Annotated in this window: 19 protein-coding genes and 1 riboswitch; of the genes, 6 read left to right on the forward strand and 13 right to left on the reverse strand. The window is 60.8% G+C overall.

Annotation, left to right across the window (positions count from 1 at the left end; translation table 11 throughout):
• Nucleotides 1–41: 41 nt before the first annotated feature.
• The 6 genes from folE to AB2L51_RS02760 all read right to left on the reverse strand — a co-directional run bounded on the left by folE (nucleotide 42) and on the right by AB2L51_RS02760 (nucleotide 5,938).
• Nucleotides 42–650 carry a GTP cyclohydrolase I FolE gene (gene folE, locus AB2L51_RS02735; RefSeq protein WP_395581386.1) on the reverse strand — a complete coding sequence of 203 codons (609 nt, stop codon included), beginning with the start codon at nucleotides 648–650 and terminating at the stop codon, nucleotides 42–44.
• 18 nt (nucleotides 651–668) lie between these two features.
• Nucleotides 669–1,139 (reverse strand): Co2+/Mg2+ efflux protein ApaG, encoded by a 471-nt coding sequence (gene apaG, locus AB2L51_RS02740; RefSeq protein WP_086645538.1) that lies wholly within the window; start codon nucleotides 1,137–1,139, stop codon nucleotides 669–671.
• 228 nt (nucleotides 1,140–1,367) lie between these two features.
• Nucleotides 1,368–2,576 carry an O-succinylhomoserine sulfhydrylase gene (metZ, locus tag AB2L51_RS02745; protein ID WP_395581385.1) on the reverse strand — a complete coding sequence of 403 codons (1,209 nt, stop codon included), beginning with the start codon at nucleotides 2,574–2,576 and terminating at the stop codon, nucleotides 1,368–1,370.
• A gap of 116 nt (nucleotides 2,577–2,692) precedes the next feature.
• Nucleotides 2,693–2,772: riboswitch (SAM riboswitch) on the reverse strand.
• 106 nt (nucleotides 2,773–2,878) lie between these two features.
• Nucleotides 2,879–3,856, reverse strand: a complete 978-nt coding sequence (mutT, locus tag AB2L51_RS02750) for an 8-oxo-dGTP diphosphatase MutT (protein ID WP_395581384.1) — start codon at nucleotides 3,854–3,856, stop codon at nucleotides 2,879–2,881.
• A complete protein-coding gene (locus AB2L51_RS02755; protein ID WP_395581383.1) occupies nucleotides 3,849–4,955 on the reverse strand; it encodes a Rieske 2Fe-2S domain-containing protein in 1,107 nt (368 codons plus the stop codon). Before AB2L51_RS02755 ends, mutT begins: the two co-directional genes overlap by 8 nt.
• 113 nt (nucleotides 4,956–5,068) lie before the next feature.
• Nucleotides 5,069–5,938, reverse strand: coding sequence for an ATP-binding protein (locus AB2L51_RS02760; protein WP_395581382.1), 870 nt, complete (start codon nucleotides 5,936–5,938; stop codon nucleotides 5,069–5,071).
• Between the two features lie 131 nt (nucleotides 5,939–6,069).
• On the opposite strand from AB2L51_RS02760, the gene yajC reads away from it, so the two are divergent.
• Nucleotides 6,070–6,414, forward strand: coding sequence for a preprotein translocase subunit YajC (gene yajC, locus AB2L51_RS02765; protein WP_395581381.1), 345 nt, complete (start codon nucleotides 6,070–6,072; stop codon nucleotides 6,412–6,414).
• Between the two features lie 23 nt (nucleotides 6,415–6,437).
• Here yajC and AB2L51_RS02770 read toward each other — a convergent pair whose 3' ends face one another.
• Nucleotides 6,438–8,675, reverse strand: a complete 2,238-nt coding sequence (locus AB2L51_RS02770; RefSeq protein WP_395581462.1) for a primosomal protein N' — start codon at nucleotides 8,673–8,675, stop codon at nucleotides 6,438–6,440.
• 132 nt (nucleotides 8,676–8,807) lie between these two features.
• Here AB2L51_RS02770 and AB2L51_RS02775 point away from each other — a divergent pair, with 132 nt between their 5' ends.
• From AB2L51_RS02775 to AB2L51_RS02785, 3 genes are read left to right on the forward strand one after another with little or no spacing between them, the layout of a single operon-like run.
• Nucleotides 8,808–9,797, forward strand: a complete 990-nt coding sequence (locus AB2L51_RS02775) for a tyrosine recombinase XerC (protein ID WP_395581380.1) — start codon at nucleotides 8,808–8,810, stop codon at nucleotides 9,795–9,797.
• 5 nt (nucleotides 9,798–9,802) lie between these two features.
• Complete coding sequence (pip, locus tag AB2L51_RS02780; RefSeq protein ID WP_395581379.1) at nucleotides 9,803–10,768, forward strand: prolyl aminopeptidase; 966 nt, start codon at nucleotides 9,803–9,805, stop codon at nucleotides 10,766–10,768.
• A complete protein-coding gene (locus AB2L51_RS02785; protein ID WP_395581378.1) occupies nucleotides 10,765–11,721 on the forward strand; it encodes a retroviral-like aspartic protease family protein in 957 nt (318 codons plus the stop codon). The genes pip and AB2L51_RS02785 overlap by 4 nt, the downstream gene beginning before the upstream one ends.
• A gap of 111 nt (nucleotides 11,722–11,832) precedes the next feature.
• Here the strand turns inward: AB2L51_RS02785 and AB2L51_RS02790 are convergent, their stop codons facing one another.
• From AB2L51_RS02790 to groES, 5 genes are all read right to left on the reverse strand, one after another.
• A complete protein-coding gene (locus AB2L51_RS02790) occupies nucleotides 11,833–12,324 on the reverse strand; it encodes a hypothetical protein (protein ID WP_395581377.1) in 492 nt (163 codons plus the stop codon).
• A 233-nt stretch (nucleotides 12,325–12,557) separates the two neighbouring features.
• A complete protein-coding gene (gene arfB, locus AB2L51_RS02795; protein WP_395581461.1) occupies nucleotides 12,558–12,980 on the reverse strand; it encodes an alternative ribosome rescue aminoacyl-tRNA hydrolase ArfB in 423 nt (140 codons plus the stop codon).
• 110 nt (nucleotides 12,981–13,090) lie between these two features.
• Complete coding sequence (locus AB2L51_RS02800) at nucleotides 13,091–14,434, reverse strand: ammonium transporter (protein ID WP_395581460.1); 1,344 nt, start codon at nucleotides 14,432–14,434, stop codon at nucleotides 13,091–13,093.
• A 371-nt stretch (nucleotides 14,435–14,805) separates the two neighbouring features.
• Nucleotides 14,806–16,446 carry a chaperonin GroEL gene (gene groL / locus AB2L51_RS02805; RefSeq protein WP_395581376.1) on the reverse strand — a complete coding sequence of 547 codons (1,641 nt, stop codon included), beginning with the start codon at nucleotides 16,444–16,446 and terminating at the stop codon, nucleotides 14,806–14,808.
• 52 nt (nucleotides 16,447–16,498) lie between these two features.
• Nucleotides 16,499–16,792: a co-chaperone GroES gene (gene groES / locus AB2L51_RS02810; protein WP_086645528.1), complete on the reverse strand. Its 294-nt coding sequence runs from the start codon at nucleotides 16,790–16,792 to the stop codon at nucleotides 16,499–16,501.
• A gap of 212 nt (nucleotides 16,793–17,004) precedes the next feature.
• Between groES and AB2L51_RS02815 the strand changes: the two genes are divergently transcribed.
• A complete protein-coding gene (locus AB2L51_RS02815) occupies nucleotides 17,005–17,673 on the forward strand; it encodes a dienelactone hydrolase family protein (protein ID WP_395581375.1) in 669 nt (222 codons plus the stop codon).
• A gap of 140 nt (nucleotides 17,674–17,813) precedes the next feature.
• A complete protein-coding gene (locus AB2L51_RS02820; RefSeq protein ID WP_025827469.1) occupies nucleotides 17,814–18,017 on the forward strand; it encodes a cold-shock protein in 204 nt (67 codons plus the stop codon).
• A 23-nt stretch (nucleotides 18,018–18,040) separates the two neighbouring features.
• Here the strand turns inward: AB2L51_RS02820 and AB2L51_RS02825 are convergent, their stop codons facing one another.
• A complete protein-coding gene (locus AB2L51_RS02825; RefSeq protein ID WP_395581374.1) occupies nucleotides 18,041–20,992 on the reverse strand; it encodes an ATP-dependent DNA helicase in 2,952 nt (983 codons plus the stop codon).
• Between the last annotated feature and the right edge of the window lie 13 nt (nucleotides 20,993–21,005).

Genomic DNA, 21,005 nt, shown 5'->3' on the forward strand with positions numbered 1-21,005 from the left:
CAGGTCCCCGGCTCCGTATGGGTGCCGGGGCTGCTGGCAGTTTAGTAGCCGTTGACGGCGGGGCGGTTGAGGATGGCCATCAGCTCACGTCGGGTATCGGAATTATCCCGGAACACACCCAGCATGGTGCTGGTGACCATGGACACGCCGGGTTTGTGCACGCCGCGCGTGGTCATGCACTCATGCGCGGATTCAATAATCACGGCTACACCATGGGGTTCAAGCACGTCATTGATGGTGTTGGCGATCTGGGCGGTCATGCGTTCCTGAATCTGGAGGCGGCGGGCATAGGCATCCACCACGCGGGCCAGTTTGGAAATACCGACAACCCTCTGGCGCGGCAGGTAGGCAACATGGGCCCGCCCAATAATGGGGGCCAGATGGTGCTCGCAGTGGCTTTCAAAGCGGATGTCGCGGAGCAGAACAATCTCGTCATACCCTTCGACTTCGGAAAAAGTCCGGCGGAGCAGGTTGGCCGGGTCAATGGCATAGCCTGAAAAAAAGTCGGTATAGGCACGGGCGACACGGGCAGGTGTGTCCAGCAGACCTTCACGCGTTGGGTCATCGCCTGCCCAGCGCAGCAGGGTACGTACAGCCTGTTCGGCTTCCTGTTGGGTGGGGCGGTCCGTGTTGTGCTCAGGCACGCTCATGCCGGTCTCCTGCTTTGGTTATTGGAGCTGGTGGTTCTGGAAAGGGCTATCCAGGCTGAAGGCGGGAATGGTCACGTCAAACCGGGTGCGGTCCGTGGTGGCCTGCAGCAGGTAGGACCCGCGCATGAACCCCCCGGGCGTGGAAAGAGACGCGCCAGATGTATATTCGTAAAGCGTGCCGGGCTGGATAATGGGCTGTTCCCCTACAACACCCTGCCCATGCACATGCTCCGTGCGGCCGGATGTGTCGGTAATATGCCATGTCCGTTCAAGCAGTTGCACCGGCCTGTTGCTGTCGTTGCCAATGCGGATACGGTACACCCAGCAGTAACTGTGCTCATCCGGCTCGGACTGGTCAGACAGCCAGAACACCTGCACCAGCACACGAATGCCATCGGTGACGGCTTCGTACACAGGGAGGGGGGAGAACAGTTCGTTCAGAGCTTCTTCCGGGGATTGTGGAAGGGGGGCGACGGCCCAGTCGGCCATGGGTCTCCAGCTCCTGCAAAATGGAAAAGGGTTCGGCCCAGATCAGCCGTTCCGTGTGCTAGGTCCGCATTGGGTGCGAGAGCGTGCCAGTATCATGAACATGGGGGTTGTGCAAAGCTGCATCCAGTACAGGGAGTACAGGCCATGCCCCTCTGGCGCCCCTTTGGCCATGGCCCTTGTCCCTGAGTGGAAGGGGGCAGGCCATGGCCGGGCAGGCGGGTGTGGTGCTTACAGCGCCTTGAGTGCGGCAACGCCGCGCGCCAGATCGTCTATCAGGTCCGCGCTGTCTTCAAGGCCGACGGAAAAGCGGATGGCACCATCCGTAATGCCAAGGGCTGCGCGTTCTTCGGGGCTGATCTTGGAATGCGTGGTGGTGGCCGGGTGGGTCACCAGCGAGCGGGAATCCCCCAGATTGTTGGAAATGGCGATCAGTTGCAGGGCGTTCATGAACGCAAAGGCTTCCTTCTGTCCGCCTTCCACAGCAAACGCCACAAGTGTGCCGTTGCCGGTCATCTGGCGCTGGGCCAGTTCGTATTGCGGGTGGTCCTTGCGGCCGGGGTAGCGCACCAGTTTGATACCCGGAGCCGATGCCAGATAATCCGCCACTGCGGCGGCGTTGCGGGCCATGGCTTCCACACGCAGGGACAGGGTTTCCAGCCCCTTGAGCATGACCCATGCGTTAAAGGGGGAGAGCGCATTGCCGGTGTTGCGCGTAAAGGGCTGGAGGGTTTCGGTTATCCAGTCCTTGCGGCCCAGCACTGCACCACCCAGCACACGGCCCTGACCATCAATGTGCTTGGTACAGGAATAAACCACCACATCCGCGCCGAGTTCGAGCGGTTTCTGGAAGATGGGAGAGGCAAACACATTGTCCACAATCACAATCGCACCCGCTTTGTGGGCACGTTCGGAAATGGCCGCAATGTCGAGAATATCGAGCATGGGGTTGGAGGGGCTTTCCAGCAGCACCGCATCCGTGGGGACAGACAGGGCTTCGTCCCATTCCGCCAGATTGCCACCATCCACAAACACGGTTTCCACGCCGTAGCGGGGCAGCAGGTGGTTTACAATCCAGTGGCAGGAGCCAAACAGCGCGCGGGAGGCCACAACACGCCCACCTGCCGTAACGTGGGAGAGCAGGGCGGAGGACACAGCCCCCATGCCCGTTGCCGTGGTTATGCACGCCTCGGCCCCTTCCAGATCCGCCAGACGGCGCTCAAGGGCTGCGGTGGTGGGGTTGCCAAAACGGCTGTACTGGTAGTGCTCCACCTCACCTGTAAAGGTTTTGGCGGCCTGTTCGGCGCTGTCGTACACAAAGCCTGATGTCAGGAAGAGGGCTTCGCTGGTTTCACCATATTCGGTGCGTTCCAGACCGGCATGGAGCTGGCGTGTGGCAGGGCGCCACGCCTTGGAAGGGGATGTCTGGTTATCACTCATGGGACTTGTATCCGGTTCTTTCGTGTCTGATCCATACCGTGGGGCAGGCGCAGGGCATGCGTCCAGCCGTGGGAGTGCATCTCTCAAATTGACCGTGGAAACCATGACGTCGGGTTATGCGCGCCGTCAAAGCCTCTTTAGCGCGTTTCTTTTACCTCGCCGCAAGCCGGCCTAACAAATCACGAGGGAAGGTTTCTTGCAGAAACATTCTGCCTTCTGGTTAGTCCCGCTTCTTATCATTCGTCAAGAATGTATTTTAACGTTTTGCAGGCACATTCCACAAAGCAGAGCTGTGGTTTTGGCTAGAGCAGGGCTTGCAGCAGGGGAATAAACGGCAGATCAGCATCAGGCATGGCGTAGCTGCGCAGGTCAGCCGGGGCAACCCAGGCCAGCTTCTGCCCTTCACGCGCGGTGGGGGTACCATGCCAGCGGCGGCAGAGATACAGCGGCATCAGCAGGTCAAAGCCGGGGTAGGCGTGCGAGGCAAATGTAAAGGGTGCCAGACACGCGCGCGACATATCCAGCCCCAGTTCCTCGTGCAGTTCGCGCACAAGGGCGGCCTCTGGTGTTTCTCCCGCTTCCACCTTGCCGCCGGGGAACTCCCATAGACCGGCCATGCTTTTGCCCTCCGGCCTGCGGGCGAGCAGGATACGGCCCTGTGCATCTATTAACGCGGCGGCGGAAACCAGCACCAGCTTGCGCTGTGTGGTGGCGGGGGCTGTGCTCATGTCCAGATCAGTCCGGTTGGCTTCCATCATGGCAACAGGCAGTTCCGTGCCACGGGCGGTAAACATCTGCCGGTCAGTGCCGCAATGGCGGAAGCCTGCGTGTTCAAGAACGCGGATGGAGGCAGGGTTATCCTGTGCTGCCGTTGCGCGCAGGGCGGTAATATCCAGATGGGCCAGCGCCCAGCGCGTCATGCGGGTGGCGGCATGGGTGGCAATGCCCTGCCCCCAGTAGGGGCGGCCAACCCAGTAGCCCAGAATACCCACACGCCCCACCTGCGGCATGGTGTGGATACGCACCCCAATACAGCCCATAAAAGCCCCGTCGGGTGCGGTTATGGCAAAATGGTAGCCTTCGCCGCTGGCCTGCATCTGGCAGGTGGAGGCGATCCAGCTATCCGCCAGATCCCGGGGGTAGGGGAAGGGCAGGCGGCTGAGCATGCGCACCACCTCCCAGTCATTGACCAGGTGGTGCAGGGTTGTTGCATCATCAGGGTGGAGCGGGCGCAGGCGGCATGGACCCGCATCCAGTAACAGTGGTCCGGTATCAGGCATGAGACTCGCTGGCAGGAGGAATGCCACATTCAACCAGCAAAGCCCGGAGCGCGTTAATCACGGGGAAGACCTCCACATTGTGGTCCCCGCCCAGTTCGCGCCATGCGTTCTGCTCCAGTTCAACAATCTCGCGGTCTTCGGCAAAAATCCGCTCGGTAAAGGCAACAAGCAACGGCCATGCCATATCCAGAATGCCGGGGATTTTGGGGCGTTTGACCGAGAGCAGGCCAAAGGTCCGGTTGGTCAGTTCATCAGCGCTCTGGGGGGTGTACACAATCCACAGGTCCATCACCGGGTCTTCATCCCCGGTCTGGATGCGCAGGGTCTGGTAGGGGTAGTCCGTGCGGATGGTCATGACATCCCGGTGTTGGAATTTTTCCGACACGTCACGCCGCTCGCCAAAAATCAGGGCTTCGCCAAAGGGCTGTTTGCCCCCTGTGCGCGCAAAGCTGTAGCGGGCTTCCACCAGACCGGGCTCGCGCTTCTGGCCCAAAAAGCGGGGCTTCATCTGGCCCATCTGTTTGGAGTGCATGAACTGGTGGTTCATATCCATCAGGTTTTCATGCATGAAGCTGTAGTGGCAGCCAACGGTGCGGCCAAAATAGCGGGTTTTGTAGGCGGGGCTATCCGCCCTTGCCAACTGCGGGGCCAAGGGCACGCTATCGGCTTTTTCCGGGTCGCCGGGAAAAACAAAGATCATGCCGTTCTGTTCGCGGCAGGGGTAGGTGCGTACCCCGTTGGGCAGCTTGCCCTTGCCCAGATAAGGTACGTCAATGCACCGGCCGGAGCGGCCATAGGCCCAGCCATGGTAGCAGCATTTGACCGAACTGCCCGCGACAACCCCTTTGCTGAGTGGCACCTGCCTGTGGGCGCAGCGGTCTTCCAGCGCAAAAATGGAGCCGTCCACCGGGCGCACCAGTGCTATGGGCTGGCCAGCGTAACGCGTGCCTATGGTTTTTCCGGGCTTGAGTTCGCGCGACCATGCAACCGGGTACCAGTAGTCCGGGTTGGAGCGTACCCTGCGTATGTCCGTTGTGTCCGAGCGTGTTTCGGCCCCAAAGGACGTATCATCAGAACTGGGCGGTACTGTCTGGTTCATGTCGCCTCGAATCAGGGGGACCTCCACGGCATCGGGTCGATGCCGCCATTTGCGAACGCTATCTCAACTTATACCCATGTGGGATGCAAGACCATAAGGGCCGGTTGCGCAAATTAATGCGCCGCCAGCTCGGCTGTCAGGGCCTCTATGAACTGGTATGCTACACGGCCCGAGCGGCTGCCACGGGTAATGGCCCATTCATTGGCGCGGGCCAGCAACACATCGGCCGAAATGGGCAGGTCGCGGGTCTGGGCATAGGTCTGGACCATATCGGTATAGGTATCCTGCTCGCAGGCATGGAAGCCAAGCCACAGGCCAAACCGGTCGGAGAGGGAGACTTTTTCCTCCGTGGCTTCGGAAGGGTTGATGGCGGTTGAGCGCTCGTTTTCTATCATGTCACGCGGCATCAGGTGGCGGCGGTTGGATGTGGCGTAGAACAGAACATTCTCCGGCCGCCCGGCAATGCCGCCATCCAGCACGGATTTGAGAGCTTTATAATCCCGGTCTTCTTTTTCAAACGACAGGTCATCGCAGAACAGAATGAAGCGGCGGTGATTTTCACGCAGCAGGCTGAGCAGCAGGGGCAGGCTTGTCAGGTCCTCGCGCTGGATTTCTATCAGCGCGACCCGCCCCTGCCCCGGCGTGCAGGCTTTGCCGTCCACCTGGTTGACCAGCGCATGCGCCCCCTTGACCAGAGAGGACTTGCCCATACCGCGCGCTCCCCACAGCATGGCGTTGTTGGCGGGCAGGCCGTGGGCGAAATGGCGCGTGTTTTCCAGCAGAATGCGCCGTTGCAGGTCTATGCCCTGCAACAGGTCCACGCTGACATGGGCCACATGGGGGATGGGCAGCAGCCGCCCGCGTTCTGGCAGCCAGACAAAAGCATCCGCCGTATCCACCCCTTCCAGCGTCGCGGGGGGAGGGGAGAGGCGCTCCAGAGCCGCGGCAATACGGTCCAATGCTGGCAGCAGGGTCTGGTTCATCGGCTTTTATTCCTTATTAGATGGTCTTTCTGGCGGTCTTTCGTCAGCATGGGAGCTTGACGCGGGAGGATTGAAAATTATGGTCACTTCTTCTGTTTTCGCAACCAGCCATTGTTGAAGGTCTGTACCTTATGTCCAATTTTCTTATCCCCGCTGCTTACGCCCAGACAGCCGGAGGCTCTGGCGGTGCTTCGGGCATTATGTCCTTTTTGCCGTTCGTGGCTGTTTTTGCCATTATGTACTTTCTGCTCATCCGCCCCCAGCAGCAGCGCCAGAAGCAGCTTAAATCCGAGCTTAAGGCCCTGCGCCGTGGCGACCGGATTGTAACAGCCGGTGGTGTTATCGGTGTTGTGCAGCGCACCAGAGAAGAGTCGAACGAAGTGGAAGTGGAAATTGCACCCAACGTGCGCGTTATGGTCATGCGTGAAACCATTTCCACCGTGCTGACCAGCACAGCCAAACCCGCCAACGACTGAGCCCCAGCCGGGGCCGGGTACCGTTACAGGAACGAGACGGGGTCTATATCGACCTCAACGCGTACGTGCCTGTCCAGTGGAACCAGCCCCAGCCAGCGGTGCAGGATAGGTTGCACCGCAATGCTGCGCCATGTGCGGAGCAGCAGGCGGCGGCGGTGCCGTCCGCGCAGGATGGCAAGCGGGGCCGGAGATGGCCCCAGTACCTGAATCCCCTCCCCATAGGGAGCGGTGCGGCCAAAGCGGGCTGCTGCATCATCCGCCGCCTGAGGTGTATCCGCGCTGATGATCAACGCCGCCAGTCGTCCATATGGTGGCCAGAAGCCGGGGCGGCGCTGTTCGGCCTCCTGCTCCATGAACTGGTCAAAATCGCCCGAAAGCAGGGCCTGCATAACAGGGTGTTCGGGTGTGTAGCTTTGCAGCACCACCCGCCCCGGTGCGCTGGCACGGCCCGCGCGGCCTGCAACCTGATGCAGAAGCTGGATCGTGCGTTCCCCAGCCCGCAGGTCCGCCCCCCCAAGCCCCAGATCGGCATCCACAATGCCTACCAGTGTCAGATGGGGGAAGTGCCAGCCCTTGGCCACAATCTGGGTGCCGATAATCAGGTCCACTTCACGGCGGGCAATTCTGGCAACCGCTTCTGCCGTGGCGGCAGGCCCCCCAAGCGTATCGCTCGACATGACAAGAATACGCGCATCGGGGAAGTTCTGGCGGGCTTCCTCTGTTATGCGCTCAATCCCCGGGCCAATGGCGGTCAGGCTATGCTCGGTTTTGCAGTTCGGGCATACGGGGGGCATGGGCTCCGTATGGTCGCAGTAGTGGCAGCTGAGCACCTGACGGTTGCGGTGCTCCACCAGCCATGCGGTGCAGTGCGGGCATTCCATGCGGTGGCCACAGGTGCGGCACAGCGTAAGAGGGGCATATCCCCGGCGGTTGAGGAACAGCATGGCCTGCTCCTCCCGCCCTAATGTGGCGGCTATGTCTTCCACCAGTCTGGGGGAGAGGAACAACCCACGTTCAGGTGGAGCCTCCCGCATGTCCAGCAGGTGGGTTTGCGGCAGGGATGCGCCGCCGTGGCGGGTGGGCAGCACAACGCGCTGGTAGCGCCCTGCCTGTGCGTTGGCCAGAGTTTCCAGACTGGGGGTGGCGGACACCACCACAGCGGCAAACCCTGCCAGTCTTGCACGCACCACCGCCATGTCCCGCGCGTTGTAGATCACGCCTTCTTCCTGCTTGAACAGGGATTCGTGCTCCTCATCCACAATAATCAGGCCGAGGTTGCAAAAAGGCAGGAACAGCGCCGAGCGCGCGCCCACAACCACCGTGGCGGACCCATCGGCCGCTCCCAGCCATGTCTGGCGGCGGGCCTTCTGCCCGATTTCGGAGTGCCAGACGGCGGGGCGCACGCCAAAGCGGCGGGTAAACCGGTCCATCCATTGGGCGGACAGGGCAATTTCGGGCAGGAGCACAAGGGCCTGCTGCCCCTGTTCCAGACAGGCGGCTATGGCTTCGAGGTAGATTTCGGTCTTGCCCGAGCCTGTTACCCCTTCGAGCAGGGTCACGGAAAATCTTTTATCCTGCACGCTGTGGCGCAGGGCTGTAGCAGCATCTTTTTGTGCCCCTTCCAGCACAGGGAGGTGGTGCAGCGGGTCGGGCTGGGCAAAGGGGCTGGCAGGTTCAAGCAGAACCGGGCGTAGTGCTCCTGCATCCGCCAGTCCTTTGACCACGCCAGCACTCACCTCCGCCGCACTGGCAATATCGGTTGTGGTGCGGGGGCTGCCATCCGCCATAAGGGCGAGCACCTTCTGCCGCGCGGGGGTTATGCGCAGTTCCTTAGGCGGGGTGGGGGGAGCGATCCAGCCCATGGCGGGGGCAGGTGTGGCGCCTTTCATGTGCAGGCGCAGGGTCATGGCCAGCACCATACCGGGGGGGGAGAGCGTATAGGCGGCCACCCAGTCCACAAACCGGCGGAGTTCGGCATTAAGCGGGGGGAGTTCCAGCCGTTCGGCCACGGCGCGCAGGCGGTTATCGGCCACTGTTTTGGCGGGTGTGGGGTGGGCAAGGTCCGGTGGCAGGGTGGTGTGTGTGTCCCAGACCACGCCGGTCTGGCGGCGGTTACCCAAGGGTACGCTCACAATATCGCCCGGTTTGAGCGCCATGCTGGCGGAGGCTTTGTAGTCAAACGGGCCGGTAAACGGCATGGGCAGCAGGACGGGCACGCGCAGCCCACCCGTTGCGGGCTGGTCCGTGCCGGAGGCATGCATAAAAGGGAGGGAAGGAGCCACTGCCATGCCCCTATGTTTAAGCGCGCAGCAGCGCAAAGAACAGGGGTTGTCTGTTGGGCTTTTTGCCCGAACGTAGGATAGAAGGGGGCAGAAGGCAGGAGGCACATGGGCATGACGGCCGAAGACGCGGTGCAAAAATTTCTGGCATGGATGGCGGTGGAAAAGCGGGCCTCCCTTTTGACCATAGATGCCTATCGGGGAGATCTGGCCCGTTTTCTGGCTTTTATGACCACACATCTGGGTGGCCCACCGGCCATGAGCGGGCTTGCCAGCATAACCCTGCGCGACCTCAGGGCATGGCTTGCGCACGAGGTGGCACAGGCGCAGGCGCAGGCCAACCGCCCCCATGCGCGCCGGAGCACGCCAGACCAGGCAGCTCGCACCCGGGCGCGCCGGGTTTCTGCCCTGCGTTCATTTTTTAAATATCTGGCGCGAAGGGAGGGGGTGGAGAATCCGGCTGTCTCGCTGTTGCGCCTGCCCCGTACCAAAAAAACACTGCCCCGCCCTCTGGCGCGCGAAGATGCGCTGGCCGCCCCGGATGATATTGCCAGTATGGCCCACACCGCCATGGAGGAGCAGCGGAACGCCACCCTGTTTCTGCTGCTATATGGCTGTGGACTGCGGATCTCTGAAGCACTGAACCTGAATATTGCTGACCTGCACACCATGGAAGGTAGTGGCGTCCTGCGGATTCACGGCAAAGGGGGCAAGGAGCGGCTGGTGCCTGTGCTCCCTGCCGTGTGCAAGGCGCTGGAAGCATGGCGCAAACGCCATCCAGCCCCCGCGCCGGACAGCCCGTTATTTGTCGGGGTCCGTGGGGGGCGCCTGCACCCCGCGATTGCCCAGAAGGCCATGCGGGAATGGCGGGTCAGCAACGGGCTGCCCGAGCACGTAACCCCCCATGCCCTGCGGCACTCCTTTGCCACCCATTTAATGGAAGGGGGGGCAGACCTGCGTGTTATTCAGGAACTGCTAGGCCATGCCAGCCTGTCCACAACACAACGTTACACACTGGCGGATGAGGCACGGCTGCTGGATGTCTGGACGCGTGCGCATCCACGTGCGCAAATGGAGCACAACGCCCATAAAAAAGAAGGTTGAGGGTTATGATCACCACAGCATACCGCACCCCGTGGCCGGAAATAGAACCCTACGCTCAGGGGTATCTGGATACCGGGGAGGGGCATCAGGTTTACTGGGAGCAGTGTGGTAACCCCGATGGCATTCCGGTTGTGTTCCTGCATGGTGGGCCCGGTGGCGGGTGTTCGGCAGCGCAACGCCAGATGTTTGACCCGGCCCGCTACCGCATTGTGCTGTTTGACCAGCGCGGGTGTGGGCGCTCGCGCCCGCACGCCTCGCTTGAGGCCAATACAACATGGCATCTTGTGGCTGATATTGAACGCCTGCGCACTTTGTTCGGGCTGGAAAAATGGGCTGTTTTTGGCGGATCATGGGGGTCCACGCTGGCTCTGGCCTACGCCCAGACCCACCCTGAGCGTGTGAGTGCTCTTATGCTGCGCGGCATTTTCACCCTGCGTAAGGCCGAACTGCTCTGGTATTATCAGGAAGGGGCCTCCTGGCTGTTCCCCGATAAATGGGAGGATTTTGTGGCCCCCATCCCCCCCGAAGAGCGGGGAGACATGATGGGCGCCTACCGCAAACGCCTGATTTCGGACAATGCGGAAGAGCGGCTGGCCGCCGCGCGGGCATGGAGCCTGTGGGAAGGGCGAACCCTGACCCTGCTCCCCTGCCCGGAAATGGAACACCAGCATGATGAGGCCGATTACGCACTGGCCTTCTCACGCATAGAAAACCATTACTTTGTTCATGGCGGCTGGCTTGCGGAAGGCCAGCTTATCGCCAATGTGGCGCGCATCCGCCATATTCCCACCGTGATCGTGCAGGGACGGTACGATATGGCAACCCCGGTGCGCACGGCATGGGACCTGCACAGGGCGTGGCCCGAGGCGGATTTTCAGCTTGTCGATGCCGCAGGCCACGCCCTGTTTGAACCCGGTATTCTCACCGCGCTGCTCAACGCCACAGACCGTTTTGCACAGGAACTGGCATGACACATCGGCCCGGCAGGCAGAAGGGGCAGTGGGGGTGGCGGCACTATGCCGCCGCTGCGGCTGTTGTTGTGGGCATGGAGGCGGGGTCTCATGCCGCCAGTGCCCAGTCCTGCCATAAGCTGATGGCGCGTGTGGCCTTGCGCAATGATCTGGGTTTTTTGAATAGTCCGGTCAGCCTGAACAGCCATGCCGTACGCATGATTGTGGATACAGGCTCGGAAGGGAGCCTGCTCTCGCCCGAGGCCGCAGCCCTGTTTGATACGCAACTGGACCGCTCCATGCACACAATGGTGCATGGTACGGGTGGTGCGGGGCGTATTGTGCCCAATGCGGTGGTGCGGTCTTTTAAAATGGGAGGGCTGGAGTTCGGCCCTGTCTCCATTCCCGTGGATGCGCTGCCTGCTGTGCCACGCACGGAACCAGCGGTGGAAGGGCTGGTGGGGGGGGACCTGCTCTCACGCTATGATGTGGAGTTTGATGTGGCACAGGGCACGCTCTCCTTCTGGTCCGCAAGCGCGCCCGGCTGTTCCGGGCCGGAGGGGTGGCGCTATATCTACCGCGCGGTTCCGTTGCAGAATGCGGGAGAGCGGGTTATTGCCCGCGTGGAACTGGATGGCCATGCCCTGCAGGCGCTGGTGGATAGTGGGGCGCGTTCGTGCATTGTCTCAACTCAGGCGGCAGAGCGTATGGGTGTAAGCCAGCACATGCTGGCTACCGACCCCGGCGGGCTGACAACCGGCGTGGACGGCCACCAGCAAACCTACCACTGGCACAAATTTGGGATGATGCAGATTGGGCAGGAGCAGGAAAAATCTCCCGTGCTCACAGTCGCTCCCGTGCAGGATACGGTAGATATGCTGCTGGGTGCGGACTGGTTTGCCGCCCACAGGGTATGGATTTCATACCGCACGCACATGCTCTACGTCATGCCCGTAACGGGCCGTACCCGCTAGGGCCCGGTCTGACGTGTTGATCATCACAGGCGTTGATCGGGCAGCCTGTTATAGGCCGCCATCAGTGTTGGGGAGGCTTCCCTCCCCAACACTGAACGGGGTTTGGGGGCGTTATTCGCCCTTGAGGCGTTTGTTGCAGACGCTGTAATAGCCGCCGCCTTTTTCAATCCACTTCAGCCCGCCATTGGCGTTGCTGGCCTTATTGGCGTTGTACTGGTCAAGGCAGGTCTGCATACGGGCCTTGCCAGCGCTGAGTTTGGCGTATTGCGGAGCAACTGCGGTAGGCAGGGTTGCGCTGGTGGGGGCGGCTTCCGTGGCGGCTGCGCTTTTGGCAGGTTTGGGCGCTTCAGCACTGGCAGGTGTTGCCGGTGTGGCGGCCGGTGCCGGGGCTTTGGGGGCGGCATTTGCCGGAGTGGTGGCAACATCGCACGAACCGGCCTTGAATTCCTTGAAGGACTGGCCCTTGAGCGTGTTGGCGGTTTTGGCCTCCTTGAACTTCTCGTGGCACTCCTTCACCGTCATGGCGTGGGCGCTGGGGAGGGAAAGGGCTGTGGCACAGCCAAGCAGCAAAGCGGCCAGTCCGGTGCGGGCTACAACAGTCATGAATAGACCTCATGCAAGGAGGATAATAGAGCGGCAGCCCCATGCTGCCAGCATTCTATCAATATCATGAAAAATCATACGCAAGAAATACAAGCCTGAGGCTTTTTACACGCAGCAGAAAATTAATATCAGAATGTGCTGGTGCTGGTGCTGGTGCTGGTGCTGGTGCTGGTGCTGGTGCTGGTGCTGGTGCTGGTTCGTGTTCGGCGGGTTTGCCTGCCCAGAGTGCGCGTCTAGTCCTCAAACCGGGCTGAGCGGGTGCGCTTTATGCTGGCGCGGTGGGCTTTGCCGTCCAGCCTGCGCTGGCGCGCGGCCCGTCCCGGACGCGTGGCAACTCTGAAGGCTGGGCGATGGGCCGCCTCGCGGATCAGGGTCACCAGCCGTTCTATGGCATCCTCACGGTTGCGTATCTGTGTCCTGAAGCGCCGGGCGGTTATGACAATAACGCCCTCCCGTGTGGCGCGGGTTCCGGCCAGTTCCAGCAGCCGCACACGGATCCGCTCGGGGAGGGAAGGGGAGTGTGCAGCATCAAAGCGTAATTGCGCGGCCGTTGCGACCTTGTTTACGTTCTGCCCACCGGGGCCGGATGCCAGAATATAACTGACCTCCAGCTCGGATTCAGGCAGGGAAAGCGCGGGAAGGATCGGAATGGCCATAGGTGGGGCATAGCATGGTTTGCCTGCCAGTGTGTGCCCCGCATCCATAAAAAAAGCCCCCATGCCAGAGCATGGAGGCTTTTTGCCCAAAAGGCGGAGGGGTTAACGGATCAGTTGTTAATCCGCTCACCATGCAGGGACATATCCAGCCCTTCCAGTTCCTGATCCGCGGTTACGCGCAGACCCATAACCAGATCAATCGCCTTGAGAATGATGAAGGAGGCAAAGGCGCACCAGACAATGGTCACCAGCACCGCTTCGCCCTGCACAATAAGCTGGTGCAGGGAGCCAGTAACACCCGAAGGATTGGCATCGGTCGCGGAAAGCGGACCATAGGCCAGCACACCGGTCAGCAGCGCGCCAACAATGCCGCCCACACCATGCACGCCAAAGGCATCCAGGCTGTCGTCATACCCCATCATGTGCTTGAGGGATGTGGCACCCCAGTAGCAGACGACGCCGGTGACCAGACCAATTACCAGAGCGCTGCCCGGCAGCACAAAGCCTGCTGCGGGGGTAATGGCGACCAGACCGCCAACAGCGCCGGAGATTACGCCCAGAACAGTCGGTTTGCCCGAACGCAGCCATTCCGCCAGCATCCACGATACGCCAGCACCAGCGGCGGCAATCTGGGTTGCAGCCATGGCCATGCCTGCACGGCCGTTGGCACCAACAGCGGAGCCTGCGTTAAAGCCAAACCAGCCAACCCACAGCAGGGCTGCACCAATGACGGCGTAGGTCAGGTTGAAGGGGGAAAGATCATCCTGCCCGTAACCCTTGCGGCGGCCAAGCACCAGAGCGCAGACCAGACCGGCAACACCGGCGTTGATATGGACAACCGTACCACCTGCAAAGTCAGCCGTACCAAGGCCAGCCAGCCAGCCGATCGGGCTCCAGACCCAGTGCGCAATGGGGGCATACACCACCAGCGACCACAGGATGGAGAACAGGCACATGGCGCTGAACTTCATGCGTTCCGCGTAAGCGCCGCAGATCAGCGCGGGAGTGATAATGGCAAAGGTCATCTGGAACATCATGAAGATGCTCTCAGGAATGGTCATGGTGGTGGCATTGGGGCTATCCGCACCCAGTATAAAGCCAACATCCGCACCATTATGGATATGCGCGCCAATACCGTTGAGCAGCACGCGGGAGAAGCCACCAATCCACGGCGACCCGGTTGTAAAGGCGAGGGAATACCCCGCGACCATCCATACAATGGACATGATGCAACACAGGGCAAAGGACTGCATGAGCGTTGCCAGCACGTTTTTCTTACGCACCATGCCGGCATAAAACAGGGCAAGACCGGGGATGGTCATCATAAGCACCAGTGCGGTGCTGGTGAGCATCCATGCCGTATCCCCCGTGTCTATGGGGGGGGTGGCAGCATCTGCGGCATAAGCCTGGGAGCAGCCGAGGGCTGCTACAAGACAGGCCGACAGAACAGCCATGGTCTTGCGAATAACTGGACCTCTCGCCGGATTGACAGCTTGGAAGGGTCGCGCTGACATGATGATGCGTTCTCCTTAAAATACGCAGCCATTGACGCTCGCCAGATTCGTGTAAGGAGCGATGGGCCTAATCTTATTGTATCTATTCCGGAATGACCGGGGTGGCAATCCAGTTTGATACCGAATTGTTTCACAATCTGATTTATGGCTGAAAAAAGCCACAAAAAAAGAGGTCTCTGCGGCGGTAAGTTCAAATAAAAAAGGGCGTGCAAACCATAATGGTCTGCACGCCCTTATACCAGTTCCGGGGAATAACGGAGGCGCTGGACGGGCCAGTACCTCCAAAGCCCTTAAAAACCGGTTTGGGTCACTTAGAAGTCCATGCCACCCATGCCGCCCATGTCAGGACCGCCAGCAGGGGCTGCCTTCTTTTCGGGGCGTTCTGCAACCATGGCTTCCGTGGTGATCAGCAGGCCAGCAACAGAAGCTGCATCCTGCAGAGCGGTACGGACAACCTTGGCCGGGTCAATAATACCGGCTTCAACCAGGTTCTTGTATTCGCCAGCCTGTGCGTCGAACCCGAAGTTGTAGTCTTCGTTTTCGAGTACCTTGTTGGCAACCACGGCGCCGTCTTCACCCGCGTTCAGGGCAATCTGGCGCAGGGGAGCCTGCAGGGCGCTAAGGATGATGTTGCCACCAACGCGCTGGTCGTCATTGTGGTAGTGCAGGTGGGCCAGAGCCTTGGTTGCACGGGCCAGAGCCGTACCACCACCGGGAACAATGCCTTCTTCAACCGCGGCGCGGGTTGCGTGCAGGGCGTCGTCCACGCGGTCCTTGCGTTCCTTCACTTCAATTTCCGTGGAGCCGCCAACGCGGATCACGGCAACACCGCCAGCCAGTTTGGCCAGACGTTCCTGCAGCTTTTCACGGTCGTAGTCAGAGGAGGTTTCCTCGATCTGCGCACGGATCTGCTTGACGCGGCCCTTGATGTCGTCGCCGTTGCCAGCACCGTCAACAATGGTCGTGTTTTCTTTGTCGATGTGAACCTTCTTGGCGGTGCCAAGCATGTTCAGCGTAACCGTTTCGAGCTTGATGCCGAGGTCTTCGCTGATAACCTGACCACCGGTCAGGATGGCGATGTCTTCCAGCATGGCCTTGCGGCGGTCACCGAAGCCAGGAGCCTTGACAGCAGCAATCTTGAGGCCACCGCGCAGCTTGTTGACAACCAGGGTTGCCAGCGCTTCGCCATCAACATCTTCCGCAATGATCAGCAGCGGACGGCCGGACTGAACAACGGATTCCAGCAGCGGCAGGATCGGCTGAAGAGAAGAGAGCTTCTTTTCATGGATCAGGATGTAGGGGTTTTCCAGATCGGCCGTCATCTTTTCCGGGTTCGTCACGAAATACGGAGAGATGTAGCCACGGTCGAACTGCATGCCTTCAACCACGTCCAGTTCAGTCTGGAAGTGCTTGGCTTCTTCAACGGTGATAACGCCTTCGGAGCCAACTTTCTGCATGGCTTCGGAGATCATCTTGCCGATTTCGGATTCACCGTTGGCAGAGATGGTGCCGACCTGAGCGGTTTCCGCCGGGGTGGTAACCTTTTTGGCGTTCTTCTTCAGTTCTTCAACAACCACGGCAACGGCTTTGTCCACACCGCGCTTGAGGTCCATCGGGTTCATGCCAGCGGCAACGGCCTTCAGGCCTTCGCGCACAATGGCCTGAGCCAGAACGGTTGCAGTGGTCGTGCCATCACCCGCAACGTCGTTGGTCTTGGAGGCCACTTCGCGCAGCATCTGTGCGCCCATGTTTTCGAACTTGTCAGCCAGTTCGATTTCCTTGGCGACGGAAACGCCGTCTTTGGTGATGCGGGGTGCGCCGAAGCTCTTGTCCAGAACAACGTTACGGCCTTTGGGGCCCAGCGTTACCTTTACGGCATCAGCCAGAATGTCCACACCGCGCAGCATGCGCTGGCGTGCGTCTGCACCAAACTTTACGTCTTTGGCAGCCATTGAATTTCTCCTGTGAAGATCTTTTGTAAGTTTACGGTCGGATCAGTGCGGATCAGGCTGCAACAATGCCCAGAATGTCGCTTTCCTTCATGATCAGCAGCTCTTCGCCGTCGATCTTCACTTCCGTGCCGGACCACTTGCCGAACAGAACGCGGTCACCAGCCTTGACATCAAGCGCCACAATCTGACCCTGCTCGTTGCGCGCACCCGCGCCAACAGCAACCACTTCGCCTTCCATAGGCTTTTCTTTGGCCGTGTCGGGGATGATGATGCCACCGGCCGTCTTCTGTTCGCCTTCAAGGCGCCGTACAACTACCCGGTCGTGTAAGGGACGAAACTTCGTCATTATGGATCACTCCACATTCATTTGCTGTGATGGCGCCCTTTGTCAGAAAGCAGCGCCACCCGTTTGAACCGCGCGTAACAGAACGCCGCGTCGCGTTAGCACTCCCCTATCAGGAGTGCCAAGGCAGAAAGTAGGTACGCCTCATGGGGGTGTCAAGGAATGGGGGAAAGTTTCTTTTTGTTTTAACGTCATTCCAGACAGGGAGATTGAACATGGGACAGATACGCACGTTGGAAGCCGCCGATGGCCACCAGTTTACCGCGTGGGAGACCGAACGCGGCACACACCCCTACGCTCTGGTGGTGTTGCAGGAAATTTTTGGCGTAAACCACCATATCCGCACGGTATGCGAGCGGTTTGCCCAGGCGGGTTTTCATGTGATTGCCCCCGCTTTGTTTGACCGCGCAGAACGTGGCGTGGAACTGGAATACACAACAGATGGCGTGCAGAAGGGGCTTGCCCTGCGTGCGCGGATTCCCACCGCCAGAACCCTGCTGGACGTACAGGCCGCAGCCCGTGCGTTAAAGGCCCGCAAGGTCGGGGTGATCGGGTATTGCTGGGGTGGTACTCTGGCGTGGGAGGCTGCAACGGGCACGGAGGATTTTGCCGCAGCCGTAAGCTGGTACGGCGGGGGCATTGCTGCCCAGAGGGAGGAGACTCCACGCTGCCCCGTGCAATTACATTTTGGTGAGCGGGATACGAGTATCCCCCATACTGATATAGCCGCCATCCGGGCTGCTCAGCCCAATGTTGAGCTTTATGTTTATGACGATGCGGAACACGGTTTTGGCTGTGAGGAACGTGCATCTTACAATGCGCAGGCCTTTGTACTGGCACAGGAACGCAGCCTTGCCTTCCTCAAAAGTACGCTCAATCCGTAAGGTGTCCGGGCGGAAGGAATTGGGGTGCAGACTGAATTGTGATTGACAAGCGCCCCCGGTCGTGGGGGAGAATGTTACTTCTCCTCGCGGCGCGTCGTGTGCAGGAGGAGTAACTGGCCGAAATAAGGATGACTTCGCTCATGTCGACAGGTACCGTTAAATGGTTCAACGCCACCAAAGGGTTTGGTTTTATTGCCCCCGATGATGGAGGAAAAGACGTGTTTGTGCATATTACCGCTGTACAGGCAGCCGGTCTGCGCGCGTTGAATGATGGACAGAAACTGTCCTACGACATGGTGGAGGAACGCGGCAAGCAGGCGGCCACCAACCTTAAACCGCTCTAATCAGGCGGTCTGGGGCGGGCTGGTCAGTTCTGTCCGGCCTGCTCCGCCAGAAAAGCGGTGATCTGGCGTGCCGTCTGCGCAAGGCCACACCGCTCGACGGCAACCCCGTTGGGGAAGGCGCTTAAAAGCCTCGTGGGTGTGCGCCGGTCCAGCAGGACAAACACCCCGCGGTCTGACTGTCGGCGAATCAGCCGCCCAAAGGCCTGCCGTAGCCTGAGCCGGGCTATGCGGTCATCAAACCCTTTTGGGTCTCCACCAGACAGGTGAATCCGCCGCTCACGGTGCAGAATATCTGGCCGGGGCCACGGTACGCGCTCAAATACAACCAGACGCAGGGCATTGCCCGGAACGTCCACCCCATCTCGCATGGCATCCGTGCCTAGCAGGCAGGCATGTTCCTCGGTCCGGAAAATATCAACCAGCGTGTTGTTGTCCATTGCATCCACATGCTGGGCGTAAATGGGCAGGCCCTCTTCCTCCAGTGTGGGGGCTATGCGGTCATACACACCGCGCAGGCGGGAGATGGCGGTAAACAGGCCAAGCCCGCCGCCACCAGAGGACTGGAAAAGGGTACGAAACGCCGCAGACAGGTCCACAAGGCTGCTATTGTCCACATCCGTTACAATAAAGGCGCGGGTCTGGCGGGCATAATCAAACGGACTGGCCAGACTGGCCCGCAGGGCAGGGGAGGGGAAATGATTGGCTCCGGTGCGGGCTTCGGCCGCTTCCCACGCGGTTTCAGCCTCGTCACTCTCTGTTCCACTGCCTTGCTGGTCACGCAGGGTGGCGGAGGTCATGAGCATGCCTTGCGCGGGCATGGCCATAATGCCCGCAAAGGGAATGGTCGGGTCCAGCCAGTGGCGGTAAAGCCCCACGTCCTGTTCGTTCATGCGCTGCCTGTCGCGCCGTTCAAGGCGAATGAAGTGGATGTGCGCAGGCGTGCTACCCGGCTCTGGTGGCTGGTCCAGTGCGGCAAGCATGGTAATCCATGCATCCAGCCGGGATATGGCGCGGCGGCGCAGGGCGCGGGTCATGGCCTCTATGCGGCCACGGGTTGTGGTGTCCAGCGTGTCCGCATCCTCTTCCAGCCGGGCTTGCAGGCGTTCGCTCAGGGTGCGCAGAGGCTCTACAATCCGGCTGAGCGCGCGGGCCAGTTGCTGGCCTGCCTCGGCCATGTCGGGCACAAGCGGGTGCAGGTCGCATTCCATGGCCGTGTGGATGGACTGTTTGCCCCCTTCGGCCGTGCGGGCCATGGCCTGCTGGCGTAACAGGCGTAAAAAGGCTTCTGTCGGGTTTTCCATAATCGGCTGGTCTGCCGGAGGTTCGGGCGGGAACAGGGCATTCAGTTCCATGGGCTCGGGGGGGGGGGGCGTGTTTGCCGCCTCTGGCGCCAGACGTGTGGACCAGCCCGGTGCTGGCAGGGCCGTGGCCGCCAGCAGGGCGGCATCCAGCGGGTTTTCGAGCTTGGGGTGGCCGACAACCAGATCATCCAGCCGGCGCTTGAGACCCCTTGCGCGTGAGCGTCGGCCTTCCGCCCCCAGAAGCCAGCGCCGCAGTTCGGCAGTTTCCAGTCCCGAAAGCTCGGCGGAGAAAGCACTGTCTGCCGCATCGGCCAGATGGTGGCCTTCATCAAATACATAGCGGGTGGGAATGTTGCCCTGCTCGCCTGCCTCGTCATCATCACTCATGCCAGCCTGAGCGTAGGCGGCCTGTGTCATGACCAGCGCATGGTTGGCAATGACCAGTGCGGCATCGTGCGCACGGCGGATGGAATGTTCAACAAAGCAGCGTTGATAATGCGCGCAGGCTCCGTGGATGCATTCCCCCCTGCGGTCGGCGACACCGGCAAGGTTGCCGTGGCTGAACAGGTCTCCAAACCAGCCGGGCAGATCCCCGCCAAACAGGTCTCCATCTGCTGTAGCCAAGGCCCAGCGTGCGAGCATGCACAGGGCAATGGTAATGCCAGCGGGGCGGGAGGCAGCGGAGTTGACGGCTTCCTCCATGTTCAGCAGGCACAGGTAGTTTTCACGCCCTTTGCGCAGCACCACCTTCTGGCGGTGTGTTGTGGGGTCGGGGTAGAGGCGTTTTGTTTCCTGCTCGATCTGGCGTTGTAGGTGGCGCGTATAGGTGCTGAGCCACACCGCACCGTCGTTACGCTCCGCCCACAGGCTGGCCGGGGCTATGTAGCCCAGTGTTTTGCCGGTGCCTGTTCCGGCTTCGGCCAGCACAATGGCGGGGTCGCCGCGCATGGTGCGGGGGGCAAACGCCTCGGTTGAGACACTGGCAAAATCCGCCTGCCCGGACCGGACCTCAGCATCGCTCCCCAGAATATTGATCAGCCGCTCACGCGCTTCCGTCGGGCTGATGGGGTGGGAGGCAGGAGGAGGGCGTTGCGCGCTTTCTTCCCATTTGGGCAGGTGCCGCCACATGCGTAGGGCATCTGCGGGCTGGGTGGCGTCTTCTGCCAGCCTGCCGTTGTTGGTCAGTCGGCTGTGCAGGTCTATGGTTTCCGCCACAGTGCCGGTCCATATCCAGCCTGCCTGCCCCAGCCGGACCGTAAAGGCCGCCAGAAGTTCAATCTGCCCGCTTCTGGCCTGCCGTGCCAGTTCACCCAGCAGGATGGACAAAAGGTTGGGCAGCAGGTCTGCCTCTGCCCGGTCAATATTCTGCTCGTCCAGCCCAAGGGCCAGGGCAAGGCCACGGGGAGTGGGGGCCACAGGGCGGGCGGGATACACGAATGTAAAAAGTTCCAGCAGGTCCAGCCAGGGGGAGGGCTGGCCTGTGGGTGGGAGGTCCAGCTTGCGGGCCAGTGCCGGGGCATGCACCACCAGTGGACACGGCATGGCGTGCAGCCGCTCGCGCACCTCGGCAGCACTCAGGCTGAGCAGTTCTCCATCTTCTGTCAGGAGCGAAAACCGCCCTTGATAGGGAACAAGGGCCGGGGCTTCGTGGGCTGAGGGGAAGGATGGCTGCATGGTTTACTTTACA

The organism is Acetobacter fabarum, from assembly GCF_040702925.2.
Lineage (GTDB): Bacteria > Pseudomonadota > Alphaproteobacteria > Acetobacterales > Acetobacteraceae > Acetobacter > Acetobacter fabarum_B.

Coding starts and splice junctions, on each gene's coding strand:
- yajC (WP_395581381.1), top strand. CDS start 6,070: ATGTCCAATTTTCTTATCCCCGCTGCTTACGCCCAGACAGCCGGAGGC.
- mutT (WP_395581384.1), bottom strand. CDS start 3,856: ATGCCTGATACCGGACCACTGTTACTGGATGCGGGTCCATGCCGCCTG.
- AB2L51_RS02815 (WP_395581375.1), top strand. CDS start 17,005: ATGGGACAGATACGCACGTTGGAAGCCGCCGATGGCCACCAGTTTACC.
- AB2L51_RS02820 (WP_025827469.1), top strand. CDS start 17,814: ATGTCGACAGGTACCGTTAAATGGTTCAACGCCACCAAAGGGTTTGGT.
- AB2L51_RS02825 (WP_395581374.1), bottom strand. CDS start 20,992: ATGCAGCCATCCTTCCCCTCAGCCCACGAAGCCCCGGCCCTTGTTCCC.
- groL (WP_395581376.1), bottom strand. CDS start 16,446: ATGGCTGCCAAAGACGTAAAGTTTGGTGCAGACGCACGCCAGCGCATG.
- AB2L51_RS02790 (WP_395581377.1), bottom strand. CDS start 12,324: ATGACTGTTGTAGCCCGCACCGGACTGGCCGCTTTGCTGCTTGGCTGT.
- AB2L51_RS02760 (WP_395581382.1), bottom strand. CDS start 5,938: ATGAACCAGACCCTGCTGCCAGCATTGGACCGTATTGCCGCGGCTCTG.
- metZ (WP_395581385.1), bottom strand. CDS start 2,576: ATGAGTGATAACCAGACATCCCCTTCCAAGGCGTGGCGCCCTGCCACA.
- apaG (WP_086645538.1), bottom strand. CDS start 1,139: ATGGCCGACTGGGCCGTCGCCCCCCTTCCACAATCCCCGGAAGAAGCT.
- arfB (WP_395581461.1), bottom strand. CDS start 12,980: ATGGCCATTCCGATCCTTCCCGCGCTTTCCCTGCCTGAATCCGAGCTG.
- groES (WP_086645528.1), bottom strand. CDS start 16,792: ATGACGAAGTTTCGTCCCTTACACGACCGGGTAGTTGTACGGCGCCTT.
- folE (WP_395581386.1), bottom strand. CDS start 650: ATGAGCGTGCCTGAGCACAACACGGACCGCCCCACCCAACAGGAAGCC.
- AB2L51_RS02755 (WP_395581383.1), bottom strand. CDS start 4,955: ATGAACCAGACAGTACCGCCCAGTTCTGATGATACGTCCTTTGGGGCC.
- AB2L51_RS02785 (WP_395581378.1), top strand. CDS start 10,765: ATGACACATCGGCCCGGCAGGCAGAAGGGGCAGTGGGGGTGGCGGCAC.
- AB2L51_RS02775 (WP_395581380.1), top strand. CDS start 8,808: ATGACGGCCGAAGACGCGGTGCAAAAATTTCTGGCATGGATGGCGGTG.
- AB2L51_RS02800 (WP_395581460.1), bottom strand. CDS start 14,434: ATGGCTGTTCTGTCGGCCTGTCTTGTAGCAGCCCTCGGCTGCTCCCAG.
- pip (WP_395581379.1), top strand. CDS start 9,803: ATGATCACCACAGCATACCGCACCCCGTGGCCGGAAATAGAACCCTAC.
- AB2L51_RS02770 (WP_395581462.1), bottom strand. CDS start 8,675: ATGCATGCCTCCGGCACGGACCAGCCCGCAACGGGTGGGCTGCGCGTG.